The sequence below is a fragment of the Legionella drozanskii LLAP-1 genome (assembly GCF_001467585.1).
Classification (GTDB): Bacteria; Pseudomonadota; Gammaproteobacteria; order Legionellales; family Legionellaceae; genus Tatlockia; species Tatlockia drozanskii.
The window spans coordinates 346,891-362,728 of record NZ_LNXY01000003.1 but is presented as its reverse complement, the minus strand read 5'-3'; the positions used below and the strand labels follow the sequence as shown (position 1 = coordinate 362,728).

The following is a 15,838-nucleotide window of genomic DNA, read 5'->3' as shown; positions in this document are numbered from 1 at the left end:
TCCTCCAAGGCAAAAATTGGCTCTAGCGGCCTAATCCTCTACTTTTAGATTCAGTTAAAAATGGGGGGATTACCGTTGAGGGTTTGATTTTTTGTTGATACCAGTAATTAACCAGAAGCTGCATGTGAGTGGCATCGATAACGTTCCATTTAGGAGGTACTTTGCCGACAGCAAAAAAATCGTTGATTACTTTTGAGACGACGTATCGCCGATATTTTCTCTCGCGGAAACTGCCTTGTCTGCCTGAGAGATAAAGATTGGCTGCTTGTTTTAATAGGTGTTTACGCATATTGACCTCGCTTAGAATGGAAGTGATTTATCCATGGTCAATACGACATCGTATTGTTAGTGCCGACAGGCGTTATCCGTGAACTTTCATTTTATTTAGAAATGAAATTATCAAGATTGAAGCAGTATTGCAAGAGTCAAATATTTCTTATATCTGTTTAATCTCGTGGCACAGGATTGAAAAATAAATGGTAATTTATTGTTTTTAATAATAAAATCAAAAACAGAAATGCTGCGTCACTGCGGATGAAATCCTCAGTGACCAGTTTATACCATCTAGTAGGTCCCTAAGCTTTATCAAGTAACTCTTGTAAGTAACTAAATAATTGTAGCAAGTCTAAAAGCATTATTTATTAAATGGGTTTGATAAGAATCATTTTTAACTGATGATTGATAAATAGAATTTACAAATCTGTCACCTCTAGCTTGTAAAACCCATTTATCTTTCCTCTCCATAGCTACAATAGGTATATTTTTTTCTTTGGCATAGATAGCTAACCATATGTCTGTCATATTTGGTAAACCAAATATTGATTGTGATAATTTTATATGGTCGGTATGAAAACCTAGTGTGCCAGTACCAGGAACATCTACTATGGTATCTTTCGAAAGTTTTCTTTCAAAGTAGAGGCCTTGCTTATCTTTATAGTAAGAAGATAGTTTCTCCTGGGGTAATAAGTTTGCGTGAACACATATGAAAGCTTTTTTATTATAAAAATCGATTTTCTCAATCATTTTTTCTACATAATCGGATGGATAAATTAAATCATCATCAATTGTTAATACATAACCTAAAGCCTCTTCTATTTGATGAAACTTTCCTATATCACCTATATCGCCAGATTTTTGACTAGTAAAAACTTCAATTCGAGAGTTATTTAAAAAAGTGGGTATTTCTGAATAATTATTAAGATATATTTCAATCTTATTAACGTAACTTAAAAATTGGCAAATAGTAGATTCTAGATGTAACATTCTTTCTGGTATAGAAGCAATTTTAACAGTTATCATTGTTAAAGCTCATACTTTGATGTAATGAATAGTATAAATTATCCGGCGGTATATAATCACTCTTCCATGTCCATGCTCTATTTTTTACATAGAGCTCTTTTACTTTAAAATAAAAATCAAGATCATTTTTTACCAAAATAGCATCAGGTAAATGATCAGAATCATTTAATTCAATAGGGCAGAATATTTTAGCTTTAGAAAATACTGTGGTAACTGCTTCATTTACTAAAATATGATCATCATGCCCATACTCCCCTTGTGAATTATGCGTAAATATCTCAGCAAAAGAAAATTTTTCTTTTAAATGAAACAAAGAATCAAAGAGAATTTTTTTTGATAGGGTGAGTTGGCTTACTCTATTTTTATCTTTCCAATAACCTGACTCCTCTATCTTTAATAAGATTATCTTCTCTTTTAAAGGATGAGCAGCAATAGCCTGCTGTCTACAATAGCTTGCATAGGGCTTATCGTGTCGAGCTAAAAAAGCAATGACAATTATGTCAAAAATTTGAGGAGTGAACCAAATTATTTCATCATCAGGATGAGCGACTACTAATGCTTTCATACTCTATAGGCTTCTTCCTGGCTTAACTTCTTATCTAAAATTTGAATTTTTAATGGATTTAGTAGCGCGAGATTGGAGTCATGATGCGTTGTTACTATTATCCCTGAAGAAACAGCTTTTTCCTCCAAAATGGTTAATAAGACTTGTTGAGAATGTTTATCTAAGCCGTTGAATGGTTCATCAAGAATAATAAAATCGGGTTGCCCAATCAGCGCCGAGGCCAAAAGAAATTTCTTCTTCGTTCCAAAAGACATATCCGCTATAGATGTATTTTGACTTTGTTTTAACTCTAATTTGTCTATAAGCGTATTAATTTCATCTGGATTATTAGTACGAACCTTAGTAATCCAAGATAAAAACTCTAGTCCGGTTAGAAAAGGATAAATATCTAGGTCATCGGGCACATAAAATATTTTTTTCGCGTATTGATTAGTATTACTATCCATTAAAAACTGATTATTAAGTAAAATTGAACCGGAATCAGGCGAATCCAATCCAACCAACAACCTTAACAAGGTTGATTTTCCTACACCATTTTTTCCTACTAAATGATAGTTGTTTTTATAAAATTCATACGACAAATCAGAAAAAATAGTCTTATCTTTAAATGATTTATTTATTTTCTTAAGCGTGATACTAATTTCCAAGAGTAGCTCCTATCAATATATATTGCATAATAATGTTACCTATCATATTTAACAGGGAAGTAAATAAACAAAAACGAAGTGAATAAGCATAGAGGAGTCTATTTATTGCAATCGTCATAAGACTAATGAAGAGGACTATCATTAATGCTCTAGTATTGCCAGGTATTTTAATTAAGGTAAACATCATTAGAGGTTGTGTAACTAAAAGTAAATATCCGAAAATTGTAATGATTTCTATCAATCGTTTAAATCCTAATGGATAAGGATAAATGCGATGAAATAATTGAAAGTTCAATTCATCTTTTTGAAAAAAAGTCATGAATGTTGATAAAATATACACTTCCAAATTGACTAAAATAAGAACAAATACTCCGGTTCTATCAACTTCTTGGGAAGAAAATAAATTATACGAAAGAAAAGATAAGAGAAGACAGATACCCCCCCTCAATAACAGAGTGTTTCTATTAGCCCGGGATGTTGCGGTTTGAAGGAGGAAAGTCGACTTCAATGAGTTTCCACTCATTAGCTGATTAAACTTTTTCTGTTGACTGTTTTTAAAGCGTTTTCGTTTTCTTCTATGAGGCTGGATTAATCGAAAGTTAAGAATACTGATTATTCCAGTTAATAAAAATGCGATTAGGTTTAATTGCCAAATTTGCTTTGCAGAAATCATTGCGATTAAAACCAGTGAAAATGTAATAGCCAACATACTTATGTATCGAGAATATAAGCTATTTAATAAAAAAGTAATCAGATTCGCAATTAAGGCTGCGTACAGAGCATAGTAAGAATAGAGTAATAAGTTACTGGCAGGTATCAAAGGAATCATGGCCCCACCAAATAAAATAGCTAGCCATACCACGTTTAAAGAAAGCAGAAGAATGATAGTATCTATTGATTTGTGAACCGTAGGATTGATAGAGAAAGTCTGTAAATAATCTCTAAATGTCCCACCTTTAATGAACTTACCTTGCGCTGTGGTTAGCATCATTAAAAAGACTAACAGAGCTATTAAATTAATAAACTTAAGCTTTAGTGTTATTTCAGGATTAATAATGACAAAAAAAGGTATACCTATTGCCTTAACGTTACTAATGCCTGGCGCTAATAAGCAAATAATAAAAGCAACTAATAGCTTATGGCGTGCTAATAACTCTTTTGTTTCATTAAAATAATATATAGCTCGAAACTGAAAAAACTTTTTACTAAAATGTTGCGATTTATCACTCGTTAACTCAGACATTCTATTACACCTTTGTTGCCATAATTTATGGATACTTGTTCAGTATTGATAAGCATATTAAATTTTTTAGGGATTATTGATAACAGATCTACGGAATGGCTAATAATAATTAAGGTCATATTTTTTAAGGCAACCAGGTTACTAATAACTTGCTTTTCCAACTCATTCTCTAAGCCAGAGGTGGATTCATCCAAAATTAATATTTTTGGATTAAATAAAACTGCACGAGCAATAGCAATTCGTTGAATTTGACCACCTGAAAGAGATATGCCCTTTTCGCCAAGCTTAGTATCTAAACCATGTTCTAACTTAGTGATAAACTCATTACAGCAGGATATATTCAAAGCGTGTTCAAGTTCTTCTAGGTTGTAATTGACATTGCTGTAACATATATTTTCTCGAATTGTCCTATTGAATAAAATGGTTTGTTGTTCGACTAGTATAACTAGTCTATTAAGTTCGTTTCTCGAAAAATCGCTTAGTGGTTTATTACCAACCGTTATTTCACCACTAAAGCCTGAATACAACCCCACCAAAATTTTGGCTAAGGTGGATTTTCCGGTGCCAGACTTACCATATAAAAGAATTTTATCGTTGAAACTAATCTCTAATGATAAATCATTAATAACTTTATTCCCGGAGGAAAACATAAAACTTAAATTTTTAATTTTTATATCAGGGTTATTTGGAATACCTAACATGTTAGAATTTTTTAAGTCATATAAGTCTGCATCACCTTTGGTTAATACAGCATAGGCATCTTTTATTGTAGCAATTTCGCGTGAAAATATAGTTAACTGAAATGAACTAAACCAAACATAGGTAATTAAGTTAAAGCTTACAAAGACAACAAAGATAAAATCCCCAATAGAATACTTTCCATTATTAAATCCATATATCTGATGAACTATTAAAATAATTATGAAAAATAATGAAAATATACTTTGAATTACTTTTGCTTTCTCAAAAAAAAGCTGCGCTCCTTTTAAAGATAACTTTTCTTTATGAAGCTCCTTATCTATTCTTTTTAACTCATAATCCTTGCCCAAATAAGTCTTAACTGAAGTAATACGACTTATCAGCTCGCTTAAATTTCCACAAATTGAAGAATGAACTTTATTATGAACTTGGACTAAAGGAAGCGATTTTTTCAATCTTAGCCAAGTTGTTAATACATGAAATGTGAACCATGTCATTATAAGAAATGAATAAAATGGCTGAATGTAATACATAAAACCAATGATTAGTAAAAGTGACATTATAATAGTGAAAAAGTTATAAATTATGATTTGAGCTATCCTTTCTGAAGAGGAAACAATATCATTAACTTTCTGTGTTAATACACCCGGCATGTTTTCTAGAAAATATCCATAATTCATCATAAGCATATTATTTATAAAATAACTTTTTATATTTGCTTTAAATTTAGGCATTACTATGGCAATAAATACTCCTTGACTTCTTATAATCATTTCAGAAATAACAAAAACAATTAAAAAAAAGCCTATTGTCCTGCTTATAGATATATGATTATATTTAGCAGTAGACATTGTATTAACAATATATCTTATTCCCCAAGGCATAATACATTGTTGTAGCGCTCCGAAAAGGGAGGTAGCTATAAGAAGGAAAAACCCTATTTTTTGCTTCTTAACAAGAGATAAGTATATTTGGGACAACGTTAAAATAGTCATAGGCTACATACATCATTCCATAATCGAAGTAGCAACCTATTATCATTTTCATTAAAGGCTGTTCTACCGTGAAAAACTTGGCAATTATCCATTAGCAATAGATCGTTTTCTTTAAGAAGCAACCTATATTGATTATTAGGATCATGAATAAAATGGTTAATAAAAGAAATAATTTCGTAACCTATCGAGGAGGTTTTAATATCCCGAAACATGGGAGAATATGACATACCAATAGCATTTGTATTAGTGTAAAAAAGTATTTGCTTACTTACTTTCCCACACGCTGTATCGATTTCAATAAAATTTGGTTGGAATAATTTATCCATATCTTCTTTAAACACACGAGATAATTCATTCAGTAATTCACTAACTTTGACTATAGTGCTCAAGCCACCAACCTGAGAGGGTCGAATACAATAAAGCGAAACAAATCTAGGAAATACTTTGCGATATCCTTCATCCATATGAAGCGGTTGAGAGATCACAGTATTGATATAAAATTTTCCATTTTTAGCAGCTTCTATTTTAGCTACGTATTTTTTATTAATACCACCATCTTTAACTTGCCTACCCAATACCTTAGATAAGTTTCTTAATATGGAAAGTAATGGCTTATCTTTTACATTTAATACAGCAAAACCATTTTTATAAATTGTAGTAATTAAATTATAATCTTGAATATCTATATCATTGAGATATTGCAGTTCACTTGGCTTTCCAGGATGGCTACAATAGCTTTCACTACTAATATGGGTTTGAATTTCTTTTAAATTACACAGCATTTTAATCCTGTTTAATGATTTATATAGCTCAGCGTATTTTCTATACTTCTTAGAGTTACTATTCCTAAATAATTTCTCTAGCTAAATTTTGACGCCAACTTTCATAATCTTTGGTTGTATCTCGCTCAATTCTGGGAGGAAATTTTTCTCTTTTGTATGCAAAGTATTTTTCTCTCTGATCGCCTAATTCATATGGAGAATAGGTAATAAAATAACAACTTCTGTCTAAACTAGATAAGTTGTCATTCGATTGATGGACTAAATAAGAACTGAAGCACAAAATATCCCCTGGTTGCATGGGCACACTTTGCCAATTTTCATCCTTATTAACATCATATCCAGGGTCTTCAATACTACCAGTTGTATGCGTAATAATTTTCTTCTCAAATTTATTCTTTGAAATTCTGAAGCAACCATTTCTATCGTCTGCAGTATGAATTGGAATAATAATTGTAACTAACTCATCATTTACAAAACTTCTAAAAGCAGCACCATCTTGATGTGGCTTAAAACCACCCGCTCCAGCTAATTTAAAATTAATTTTTTCTTTAAAAACTCTATAATCTCTACCCGTTACGTCTTTAAGTAAGCTCCTAATTTTCTCACCTCGTACCAGAGTATCTAATAAAGGCAAGTAATCACAAAATTTCTCTACCCTATTAAGAATGCTATCCCCTGTAAGCTGACTTTTTTCAAAGTATTTCATGGGTCCAGCCACGATTTCAGGAATTTCTTTAAGATAGGATGCGCCAGTTTGCCAAAACTTTATTTCATTTTGATCAAAAAATCCCTGATGTAATTCATAACCATTTTTGCAATAATTCATTATAAGAAGCCTTTATAACATTTTTCTTGACCGTTCAATCCTATACTTTTTCATGATACTTCTAGCAAATTTAACTTCTTCTATAATTTCTGAAAATGGCTCAAAATTGGCATCACGCTCAATGATGACCCCTCGAAAAGGGACCGTTTTAGCAACGTATTCAAATAAATCCCAGACTTCTTTGGAAATGGAGTTAGCATGAGTATCAACATGCATATTTTCTTTAAATGAGCCCCCAGCTAGATGTATTTCCACAACACGTTCTAAGGGGATTTTTTTTAAGTATTCATAAGGATCGTAATTATGATTTAAGGAATTTAAATATAAATTGTTTAAATCTAATAGCATTCCGCAGTCCGCTTGATGAAGAATACAACTTATAAAATCTGCTTCTTTAATGTCAGAATTGGGGATTTGATAATAATAAGTAATATTCTCAAGTAAAAAAGGGGTGGTTATATTTTTTGTCAGTGCCTTAATTTTTGAAACTATTAATTCTATATTTTCATCATTAAAGCAAATAGGCATTAAATGGCCTACCTCAATATTTTCAATTTTTGTAAGACTAATATGATCGCTAAACCAACAACAATTTGTCTCATTAATAACCGAAGCAAGTTTATTACAGTACACTTCATCTAAATTACCAGGCGTACCCAAAGAAAGATCTAAGCCATGTAATACTACAGGCTTATTTTTGATAATTTTATTTAACAAACTATTGTCATCACGAATAAAAAATCTTTCGGAATAAGCTTCAATAAAATCGAAAATTTCAATATTTTTTGCTATATGCTCTCCTATAGCATTCATATAACTTATACCAATACCAAGGTCTGCTCCCGAGGAATAAAGCATTACAATCCTTCTTTTTTATTAATTGATAAAACCCCAATTTTTTTAAGATTTGCAATAAATTGAAGAAATTCTTTTTTAGTTAACTTGGTTTTATTAAATTCGTATATCTCCAATAGGCTGCCCATATTCGTTGAAATATTATCAATAATATTTTTACCATCACAGGATATCCTTAAAGTTCCTATACCTTCTTTATTCAAATTCTTAAAAAACAATACATAACAAATTTCTTTCACAATTTCTTCTTCATTAATAGGATGGTTAATGATTACTGCAGATATATTGTATTCGAAAGTTTCAATCCTATTACATTCATGCATATAACTAGAATAAAAGCTCATTGTGTCTTCAGTAGGATTATGTTCTTGATTTATAGTGGGACTGATGAAATTTTCATGATGCTTATAAGTAACTTCGTTTCTAATGCGTTCGTATTTAATAAGTTCTTTTTGTACTGCGTTTAATAAATGGCTATTCTCAACAAAATTTAAGAATAATATACTTTCGACTAATGGATTTTTAGGAACTATATCTGTAATTTTATACGCACTAAGATAATCTTCCCATATTAGGCTAAGTGTTTGATGATCAATATAGCTTGCCGATATTGGTATAGATAACTGAATGTCATCCCACCGATTTTTTTTTAGAATTTTTGCAGAAGCGGTAAAGCTATGCTTATTACTTTCATAAAAATCATTAAGAATATTCGCATCAGATTGACTAAGATTTAACTCTGATATAATTTGTTCTCGATAATTATTATAGTTTTCTAAAATATTATAATTCGTGATTAAAGCCGCTAGCGCTTTTTGTATTGATGCGTTATTCATAGCTGTCAATTTCCAAGGCCATTAAATATTCGTCCTGATAAATACTATTGATTCGTATAGCTTTGCTTTTAATGCCTTCTATAGTAAAACCAAATCTTTTGGCAAGATTAATAGATTTATAATTACTTTCTGCTATATGAGCTTCGATTCTTTTTAATCCGCTCTCGGTAACATGCTTTATAAATTTCTCAGAAAATTTATTTGCTATGCCCTGCATAGAATGTGACTTAAGAATACCTATTCCAACGGTGGCAACATGACATTTTCTCTTGTTTTTATATGCTTCTATACATAAATATCCCACAACAATGTTGTCTTTTAATTGATTATCTATTGCTAAAAAGATAATTGATTTAGGATCTTTTTCTACCTCAATTATTTTATCTTTGTACTTATTTATTTCAGAAGATCTCTCACCTGCTTCAAAGGTAGTGTACTCAACTTCACCATCAAGTTTTAAAAGCATATTAGCCCAGCCTGAAGCATCTTCAGCGGTAGCAACTTTAATAAAAATATTATTTGACTTCATAAGAAAATTTAAAGGTCAGATTATTAACCTGACCTCAATTCTATGGACAAGCAACAGAGTTACACAAAACTTCTACGCTAGTAGTTGATTCTTCAATGATTTCGATAGTTAGATCCATGATAATTTCCTTAAATTGTATTATATTTCAAAAACATAGGGATGTTTTTGTGTCCTTTGTGAGCATCGATTGAGTAACTTGCTCACGAAGTACGTATTATACATATAATTTAAGACATAAGAATATGATAAATAAATACAATGTGTATTTTATTTGTATATTATTAGTGGGGAAATAATCATAAAGTTTAAATAAATATTTAAATGATAGTAATTGATTCATGCGTATAATTAATTGTCTATTGCAGCTGGGTTCGTGCTTGATTCAATATCGAGCGAATCGCGATAAGCAATTCGGGCATTGTAGGGTACTCATTTCAAAAGTTCCATTTTTATAGGTTGGAGAGCAATAATATGCTCCGACTTAACGACACCCATACACTTTAAAATATAATCTGAAATTAGTTGCATTGGCTTTCTCAGGCGTTCAACATCAACAATAATATATCCCGCTGTAACATCATTACTCATTTTATGATTCATTAATCGTTTTAACGCATAAGCAGGAATATCCAGGCTTTCAGCTATGGTAATAAATGTACGTCTTAAATCATGAACAGTAAAATGTACGCCTGATGCTTTAGTAACATGCGCCATTAGTTTGCGTGGTTCGATGATGTGACCTGCTGCTCCTGTTCCGGGGAATACATAATCATTCGTTTGTTTCTTTTTACGGTTCAAGAGTAAATTGTAGAGAAAATCAGAAAGGGGTAGGGTGTGGGTCTCATTATTTTTTGTCTTAACCAGCGTCAATGCCTTGGCAGTTAAATCCACGTCTGGCCATTTTAATGTCGCCGCTTCTTGTCGGCGTAATCCAGTAAGTAAAATCAGTAATAAATAATCTTTGAGCACTTCATTCTGTGTGATTTGGAGTCCTGCATACCAGGCTTCCAACTCATGAGATTTGATATAGGATTGACGACGTTCAATGCGATACCAAGCACGTGTTTGAGATAACCGTCTCACCGGGTTTTCAGTGATGAGTGAGTTTCCTTTGGCATCTTCATATTGACCAGCTGCAAAATTGAATAGCGCGCGCAGGATCCTCATGGCTAGATTGGCATAAGCTTCGCCATTTTCTTTTCCTAATTTTTCATGGTACTTGCTGATGCGATCTTTGGTTATAGAAAGAATAGGTTTGTTTTTCCAACTGGTAAATCCTTTGTCCAAAATTTGTTGGTAGTTAATTATGGTTTGGGGTTTCAAGGTTTTTCTTGTTTTAAGATAATCGTTGAAAACATCGTTCAATGTAACATTTGCTATTGTTGATGCTTTCTTGTCAGCTATCGGGTCGCCTCCCATGGCTATTTGCCCAAGTATGACAAGAGCCTTGTTTCTTGCCATTTCCGTAGTCAACTCTGGGTAGTGGCCTAAAGTAATTCGGCAACGCTTCCTATTAATGAATTTTTCCACAAAAAAGGCTTTCGATCCTCCCGATGTAACGCGAATGCCAAAGCCTTTAAGATTGTCGTCATAATAACGTTTCTGTGCTGTTTTGCCTTCTTGCGTTACTTGGGGTAGGGGCAAACCATCAACATTTGATTTATTTATTTTCATAAAACAGGTTCTACGTTTGAGTTTAATGTGTCGCAACTGTGTCGCAGAGTTGCTTAAAATTTATTAATAGAACTTATAACTTATTAATGCCGTAGCATCAAGTAAATAAAGGAGTGATAAAAGAATTTAAAAGTGTGTCGACTTGGTTAAAAACCGTAATTAGCTAATTCGTAATCAATAGGTCCGCGGTTCGATTCCGCGCAACGGCACCAGTGCTGGTAATGGTTGCAGAGTGTTTTAAGAAATATATCCAAGTGAAAATTTAAAAAACGTTCCTCGAAGGTTCTTGCTAGGCATGTTGTAAGCCCCAAACTAGGTTTTCACTTTTATTGAAGAATAAAATGGATCTTAAAGAATTCATCAAAACTACGCTTGTTGACATAGTTCAAGCCATTGAAGAAGCCAAGTCAGAGCTAAAGACAGATAATATCTGTCCAACCATGGCTCCTGTGATGCTAATAAATCTGGCGTGACGCTTACCAGTGGTGGGATTTATTATCAACGCGCAGAGTTTGATATAGCCGTTACAGCTGAAAACAAAAGAATTACAAAAGAAGGTAAAGTTAAATATCTAGCAAGAGTCAGGTTAAAAGGAAAGAGACCAGAATCCGCTATCTTTGAAAGATTAACAGACGCCCGACGCTGGGCAAGTAGCATTGAATCAGCTATTCACGAGAACCGTCATTTTAAAACAGCAGAATCGAAAAAGAGAACTGTAGCAGAGCTTATCGATAAGTACATTGAAAATGTGCTCCCCCATAAATCAGAATCGATGCAGGCAGCTCAAGCTAACCAACTATCTTGGTGGCGTGAAAAGGCTGGCTATTATGTATTGGTTGATTTTACAGTTCAAGTCATGACTCATTAAGAGATGAGTTAGCAAAAGGGTTAACTAACAGGGGTAAGCAACGCACTACAGACACCGTCAATCGTTATTTAACAGCCTTATCTAATGTTTTAAATACAGCCATTAATGTCTGAGGATGGTTAGAATCAAACCCTCTTCTTAAAATCAAACTTCATTCAGAAAGCCAAGGTCGAGTTAGATACTTAGATGATGATGAACGCAATAAACTGCTTGAAGCATGTCAGCAATCTAGTAACAAAAGCTATACACGATTGTGGTGCTTGCTCTTTCAAGTGGTATGCGCAAAGGAGAGATATTAAATCGTAAGAAACGCGATGTATTTTTAAATGACGGCTTCTTAATTCTTGATAAAACAAAAAACAATGAGCGACGTCGTGTACCCTTTATTGGACATGCACACGATGCTTTAGCAAATCAAATGAAAATACCTCGGCTGGATAGTGAATATATTTTTCCAAGTAAAGACGGAAAGAGCCCAATAAACATTAAGCGTCCTTGGGAAGTTGCTGTAACAAAAGCAGGGATAAAGGATTTTAGATTTCATGATTTACGCCATAGCTGTGCCAGCTCTCTTGCTATGAATGGCGCAACTCAGCGTGATTGATGGCAATTCTGGGGCATAAAACGGTACAGATGACAAAGCGATATTCTCACCTTAGCGATAGAGTAAATATCGGGGGTGGGAAAGAGCGTATTGAAATTAACCTTATAGATGAAAATTTGGGATTGTCTTAATTATGATCAATAGTTCTTATCATAAGTAAATAGTCTGGAGTCTCACTATAATTTGATTCTTCAAAACCGGACTTTTTGTAACAACGAATAGCTTGAATATTATCATGATTTGGATCGACAGCTATCAAACGAAAATGAGACAGAAACTCATTGATAAATTGATTGATAATAACTACACCAAGCCCTCGCCCTCGATTTTCATTGGTAGCAATAAATAGATCAATGCCAGCGATTTGATTTGGGTGACAGCTTTTAAATAAGCAGCTTTCTTTTTGAATACCTTCTGGATAATGTTCTGATAAACAATAATATTGAATAAAGCCAATAGATTTATTGTCCGAATAAATAATAAAGCTGGGTACATTGTCATGGCCTGTAAGTCTTGGAAGATATTTATTTTCAATATCTTTGAGCGACCATGTTTGATTACGCGCATATAGCTGATTGATGGTTGGCTCTTGAAACCATCGATAGAGGAGGTGTAGGTCATCTTTATGTAATGGTTTAAATTCAATCATTTTTCTGGAATCGCTTTTGTAACTTTCTGCATCATTTTGGCTGTAACCTTTTTCTGATTTTCAATTTTACTGACATAGGCTTGAGTAACACTCATGAGCCTGGCTAGCTCTTCTTGTGTAATACCTGCTTGAATGCGAGCTAAGGCAACAGGATTATCAATATAATCAGCCGGATCAAATACCTCATATTCTTGATCTTCCTTTGCCTGTTTTAATTGTTCAGTAATTTGGTGGCGCAGAGCTTGATAGGCAGCGACAGGTAAAAGGACATATTCGACCTTACCATCCATTGATTTAATTGTTTGTAGGTTCATTTATAAGCACCTCCACGGGGTTTAATTTTCTCAATCGAAATAATTTTTACTTCGTTATCTCTATCGAAAATAATTCGCCATTGTCCAACACGTAGGCGAAAATAGGGTTCGCCATGTAATTTTTTTATATCCAAGCTTGCGTTGTCAGGGTCTTGTCCCAACAATACAATCTTTTCAGTAATTCGGGTTCTATCAGGTTGTGGTACACTTTGAAGTGCTTTTTTAGCTTGTTTTTTGATCAGCAACGTGTACGACAATATAAAACCTTGTTATTATTCTTAATAGTTATTATAGGTTATATTTGGTTATAATTCTAGTGGTAATGTGCGGACAGAATTTAGTGGCATTCTAGTGGCACGAGATGGCAAGAAATCATGTTTTATGGCAACAAATGGTAATCATTGCTTTGATCTAATTTATTGATTTTATTATCGTTATTTGTCGTATATCATTGCCATTTAGCGCGATCAAGGATTCGTAATCAATAGGTCCGCAGTTCGATTCCGCGCAACGGCATTTTAAAAAAATTAATAATCAATAAGATACATTAAAAATGGGTTATAGCGGTCTCAGACAGCTAAACAGGCTTAAATACCATCCAATATAAATTCATGAATGGGAGTAGGGTGGCAATAATTCCGAATACAATCCAAATTATCTCATAGGTCCAATACTTCTCAGGAATGGTTGTATGGTTTTTAAACTTATTAGCTATACGATGTAATATGATCTGAGTAGGTATTAATACGATTATCCAGATCAAGCCTGACGCGATAAATAGACTCAACCCCCATGCCATCCATTTTATGCTCCAGTAGTTACCATAAGCTTTGGCCATAAGGATTCCTGTGAATGCTATAATGAGAACACCAATAGCAGTAAAGGAAATGTCAGTATATGTGACTAATCTCTGTGAAAACGAGATGATTCTCCAGTCTCTCGATAAATCCGCAAATGTTTTCCAGAATGCAGTGACGATTATATTTCCAAGAAATAATATTACACCGAAAATATGAAGAGATTTTAATAATAAATAATGTTGCGCTACTATCATTCCCATTCTCCAGGCATCCAAGAACCATGTAATCCATTTGGGATTCTGCGAGGTAATTTGATACGTGCAAGTGGTTCATTTTTAAAGTTTATTGCATCTAAAATAATAAATTCACTTTGGTCTGTTGTGCTATTGAATGCGAATAGCATTAGATAACCATCATCTTCTGATTTATGTATTCCTGAAGGTGCAAAAACGGCCTCACCAATTTCAGCATATGGGCCAAATTCATGAACTTGCGTTTGTTGTGTTTTTAGATCGTATTTAACTAAAGCATTCATGGCTCGCTTATTATGGATATCGATTGTTCTTGTTGGTGTGTATATAAATTGATGTTGCAAGGTATTGCGATCCTCTCTAATTCGAGGAAACTCTACTGGTCTATCATCGAGCGGAATATGGCTAGTTGTCCCTGAGTTGAGGTTAATGATCGTACGGTATAAAGAGGGAGGTACTTTATCAGCATTATTTGTCTCACTTAACATAACCAATTTTTCATGCCGGACATAATCTATATCAATTTGATTTTCATGTTCGTAGGCATTAGCAAAATGAAAAACAAAAAAGGGCTCTGTTTCTAACCATCGCATTTTTCCATCTTTGCGCGACATTATTCCAATACGAAGTCCTAGTTCTGGCTTCCAACTTAAAACGGCTCCTCCAGACATAATCTGGTCTAGGTCAAATATAACTGGGGAGTCAAAAACGATGACGTAATTTTCTGTTAAAACAAAATCATGGATCATTGAGCAATGGGTTTTTTCAATATCCCATTTTTGGATAGCTGTACCTTTTTTATCAAAACGATAAATAGTTAAATAAGGTGGAGTTAGTGAATAATTTATAAACCATAAATCGCCGTTGAGTGGATCAAAGCGAGTATGTGCACATACTTCGATAGGCTGTTTCGCATTGTAAGGATTCCATTCACCCAACGTCTTTAATTGAGAGGTCATTTTATAAGCGGTAGCCCCCTCGCTTAGTGCTAAATAATATTCCCCATGACGGATTATGTGTATAAAAGCCCCATTTTTCACTGCAATAGGTTCATCTTCTGGATCTGCCCACTGCGGGTCCATAGGCATCAATTTTAATAGGCCCCCATAAAGTGATTTACCAGCCTTTTTCTCTTTTAATAATCCTTTAGTTTGAACATATTGATTGCGATAATTTGCTTTTCCATTGTCTAGGTATATTGCGTGAATCATACCGTCACCATCATAGGGGTAGGTATATGAAATAGGCGGAAAAGCAGGATTAGGACCGTTACGCATGTATATACCATGCAATTCTTTTGGAATTTCACCAACTACTGTTAACTCTTTAATTTCTAACTCATCTTGAACAGGCGCATAGTTTCCAGAAAGATAAGGATTAATCTGATGATTTTTCATGGATG

19 protein-coding genes are annotated in these 15,838 nt (G+C 33.4%); 2 read left to right on the top strand and 17 right to left on the bottom strand.

The window, feature by feature from the left end; translation table 11 throughout:
• Positions 1-22 precede the first annotated feature (22 nt).
• The 12 genes from Ldro_RS02770 to Ldro_RS02715 all read right to left on the bottom strand — a co-directional run bounded on the left by Ldro_RS02770 (position 23) and on the right by Ldro_RS02715 (position 10,950).
• On the bottom strand, positions 23-289 hold the full coding sequence (locus Ldro_RS02770; RefSeq protein ID WP_058494899.1) for a hypothetical protein: 267 nt from the start codon (positions 287-289) through the stop codon (positions 23-25).
• 317 nt (positions 290-606) lie between these two features.
• On the bottom strand, positions 607-1,299 hold the full coding sequence (locus Ldro_RS02765) for a glycosyltransferase family protein (protein ID WP_058494898.1): 693 nt from the start codon (positions 1,297-1,299) through the stop codon (positions 607-609).
• Positions 1,286-1,864 (bottom strand): hypothetical protein, encoded by a 579-nt coding sequence (locus Ldro_RS02760; RefSeq protein ID WP_058494897.1) that lies wholly within the window; start codon positions 1,862-1,864, stop codon positions 1,286-1,288. The genes Ldro_RS02765 and Ldro_RS02760 overlap by 14 nt, the downstream gene beginning before the upstream one ends.
• A complete protein-coding gene (locus Ldro_RS02755; RefSeq protein WP_058494896.1) occupies positions 1,861-2,511 on the bottom strand; it encodes an ABC transporter ATP-binding protein in 651 nt (216 codons plus the stop codon). Before Ldro_RS02755 ends, Ldro_RS02760 begins: the two co-directional genes overlap by 4 nt.
• Positions 2,501-3,754, bottom strand: coding sequence for a DUF6136 family protein (locus Ldro_RS02750; protein ID WP_058494895.1), 1,254 nt, complete (start codon positions 3,752-3,754; stop codon positions 2,501-2,503). The genes Ldro_RS02755 and Ldro_RS02750 overlap by 11 nt, the downstream gene beginning before the upstream one ends.
• Entirely contained in the window at positions 3,742-5,448 is a 1,707-nt protein-coding gene (locus tag Ldro_RS02745) for an ABC transporter ATP-binding protein (RefSeq protein ID WP_083497880.1), read from the bottom strand. The genes Ldro_RS02750 and Ldro_RS02745 overlap by 13 nt, the downstream gene beginning before the upstream one ends.
• Positions 5,445-6,230: a TauD/TfdA family dioxygenase gene (locus tag Ldro_RS02740; RefSeq protein ID WP_058494893.1), complete on the bottom strand. Its 786-nt coding sequence runs from the start codon at positions 6,228-6,230 to the stop codon at positions 5,445-5,447. Before Ldro_RS02740 ends, Ldro_RS02745 begins: the two co-directional genes overlap by 4 nt.
• 64 nt (positions 6,231-6,294) lie before the next feature.
• Positions 6,295-7,056 (bottom strand): phytanoyl-CoA dioxygenase family protein, encoded by a 762-nt coding sequence (locus Ldro_RS02735; protein WP_058494892.1) that lies wholly within the window; start codon positions 7,054-7,056, stop codon positions 6,295-6,297.
• Between the two features lie 12 nt (positions 7,057-7,068).
• Entirely contained in the window at positions 7,069-7,914 is an 846-nt protein-coding gene (locus tag Ldro_RS02730; protein ID WP_058494891.1) for an MbnB/TglH/ChrH family RiPP precursor modification enzyme, read from the bottom strand.
• The gene (locus tag Ldro_RS02725; RefSeq protein WP_058494890.1) at positions 7,914-8,747 is read right to left on the bottom strand and encodes a hypothetical protein; all 834 of its coding nucleotides are present in this window, start codon (positions 8,745-8,747) and stop codon (positions 7,914-7,916) included. The genes Ldro_RS02730 and Ldro_RS02725 overlap by 1 nt, the downstream gene beginning before the upstream one ends.
• Positions 8,740-9,276, bottom strand: a complete 537-nt coding sequence (locus Ldro_RS02720; RefSeq protein WP_058494889.1) for a GNAT family N-acetyltransferase — start codon at positions 9,274-9,276, stop codon at positions 8,740-8,742. Before Ldro_RS02720 ends, Ldro_RS02725 begins: the two co-directional genes overlap by 8 nt.
• Before the next feature lie 429 nt (positions 9,277-9,705).
• The gene (locus tag Ldro_RS02715) at positions 9,706-10,950 is read right to left on the bottom strand and encodes a tyrosine-type recombinase/integrase (RefSeq protein WP_058494888.1); all 1,245 of its coding nucleotides are present in this window, start codon (positions 10,948-10,950) and stop codon (positions 9,706-9,708) included.
• A gap of 469 nt (positions 10,951-11,419) precedes the next feature.
• Between Ldro_RS02715 and Ldro_RS16645 the strand changes: the two genes are divergently transcribed.
• Complete coding sequence (locus tag Ldro_RS16645; protein ID WP_065235885.1) at positions 11,420-11,818, top strand: hypothetical protein; 399 nt, start codon at positions 11,420-11,422, stop codon at positions 11,816-11,818.
• Positions 11,819-12,074: 256 nt separating this feature from the next.
• A complete protein-coding gene (locus Ldro_RS16640) occupies positions 12,075-12,422 on the top strand; it encodes a site-specific integrase (protein WP_202972520.1) in 348 nt (115 codons plus the stop codon).
• Between the two features lie 127 nt (positions 12,423-12,549).
• Here Ldro_RS16640 and Ldro_RS02705 read toward each other — a convergent pair whose 3' ends face one another.
• The 5 genes from Ldro_RS02705 to Ldro_RS02685 all read right to left on the bottom strand — a co-directional run bounded on the left by Ldro_RS02705 (position 12,550) and on the right by Ldro_RS02685 (position 15,833).
• Positions 12,550-13,071 (bottom strand): GNAT family N-acetyltransferase, encoded by a 522-nt coding sequence (locus Ldro_RS02705; RefSeq protein WP_058494887.1) that lies wholly within the window; start codon positions 13,069-13,071, stop codon positions 12,550-12,552.
• Positions 13,068-13,385 (bottom strand): helix-turn-helix domain-containing protein, encoded by a 318-nt coding sequence (locus tag Ldro_RS02700; RefSeq protein ID WP_058494886.1) that lies wholly within the window; start codon positions 13,383-13,385, stop codon positions 13,068-13,070. The genes Ldro_RS02705 and Ldro_RS02700 overlap by 4 nt, the downstream gene beginning before the upstream one ends.
• Entirely contained in the window at positions 13,382-13,642 is a 261-nt protein-coding gene (locus Ldro_RS02695) for a type II toxin-antitoxin system RelE family toxin (RefSeq protein ID WP_065235883.1), read from the bottom strand. Before Ldro_RS02695 ends, Ldro_RS02700 begins: the two co-directional genes overlap by 4 nt.
• Positions 13,643-13,962: 320 nt before the next feature.
• Positions 13,963-14,439: a DUF2269 family protein gene (locus tag Ldro_RS02690; RefSeq protein WP_058494884.1), complete on the bottom strand. Its 477-nt coding sequence runs from the start codon at positions 14,437-14,439 to the stop codon at positions 13,963-13,965.
• Positions 14,436-15,833, bottom strand: coding sequence for a carotenoid oxygenase family protein (locus tag Ldro_RS02685; protein WP_058494883.1), 1,398 nt, complete (start codon positions 15,831-15,833; stop codon positions 14,436-14,438). Before Ldro_RS02685 ends, Ldro_RS02690 begins: the two co-directional genes overlap by 4 nt.
• Positions 15,834-15,838 lie beyond the last annotated feature (5 nt).

What these genes read in the sequence shown, in the direction of transcription:
- Ldro_RS02770 (WP_058494899.1), bottom strand. Translation starts at nt 289, where the DNA reads ATGCGTAAACACCTATTAAAACAAGCAGCCAATCTTTATCTCTCAGGC.
- Ldro_RS02765 (WP_058494898.1), bottom strand. Translation starts at nt 1,299, where the DNA reads ATGATAACTGTTAAAATTGCTTCTATACCAGAAAGAATGTTACATCTA.
- Ldro_RS02760 (WP_058494897.1), bottom strand. Translation starts at nt 1,864, where the DNA reads ATGAAAGCATTAGTAGTCGCTCATCCTGATGATGAAATAATTTGGTTC.
- Ldro_RS02750 (WP_058494895.1), bottom strand. Translation starts at nt 3,754, where the DNA reads ATGTCTGAGTTAACGAGTGATAAATCGCAACATTTTAGTAAAAAGTTT.
- Ldro_RS02745 (WP_083497880.1), bottom strand. Translation starts at nt 5,448, where the DNA reads ATGACTATTTTAACGTTGTCCCAAATATACTTATCTCTTGTTAAGAAG.
- Ldro_RS02740 (WP_058494893.1), bottom strand. Translation starts at nt 6,230, where the DNA reads ATGCTGTGTAATTTAAAAGAAATTCAAACCCATATTAGTAGTGAAAGC.
- Ldro_RS02735 (WP_058494892.1), bottom strand. Translation starts at nt 7,056, where the DNA reads ATGAATTATTGCAAAAATGGTTATGAATTACATCAGGGATTTTTTGAT.
- Ldro_RS02730 (WP_058494891.1), bottom strand. Translation starts at nt 7,914, where the DNA reads ATGCTTTATTCCTCGGGAGCAGACCTTGGTATTGGTATAAGTTATATG.
- Ldro_RS02725 (WP_058494890.1), bottom strand. Translation starts at nt 8,747, where the DNA reads ATGAATAACGCATCAATACAAAAAGCGCTAGCGGCTTTAATCACGAAT.
- Ldro_RS02720 (WP_058494889.1), bottom strand. Translation starts at nt 9,276, where the DNA reads ATGAAGTCAAATAATATTTTTATTAAAGTTGCTACCGCTGAAGATGCT.
- Ldro_RS02715 (WP_058494888.1), bottom strand. Translation starts at nt 10,950, where the DNA reads ATGAAAATAAATAAATCAAATGTTGATGGTTTGCCCCTACCCCAAGTA.
- Ldro_RS02705 (WP_058494887.1), bottom strand. Translation starts at nt 13,071, where the DNA reads ATGATTGAATTTAAACCATTACATAAAGATGACCTACACCTCCTCTAT.
- Ldro_RS02700 (WP_058494886.1), bottom strand. Translation starts at nt 13,385, where the DNA reads ATGAACCTACAAACAATTAAATCAATGGATGGTAAGGTCGAATATGTC.
- Ldro_RS02690 (WP_058494884.1), bottom strand. Translation starts at nt 14,439, where the DNA reads ATGATAGTAGCGCAACATTATTTATTATTAAAATCTCTTCATATTTTC.
- Ldro_RS02685 (WP_058494883.1), bottom strand. Translation starts at nt 15,833, where the DNA reads ATGAAAAATCATCAGATTAATCCTTATCTTTCTGGAAACTATGCGCCT.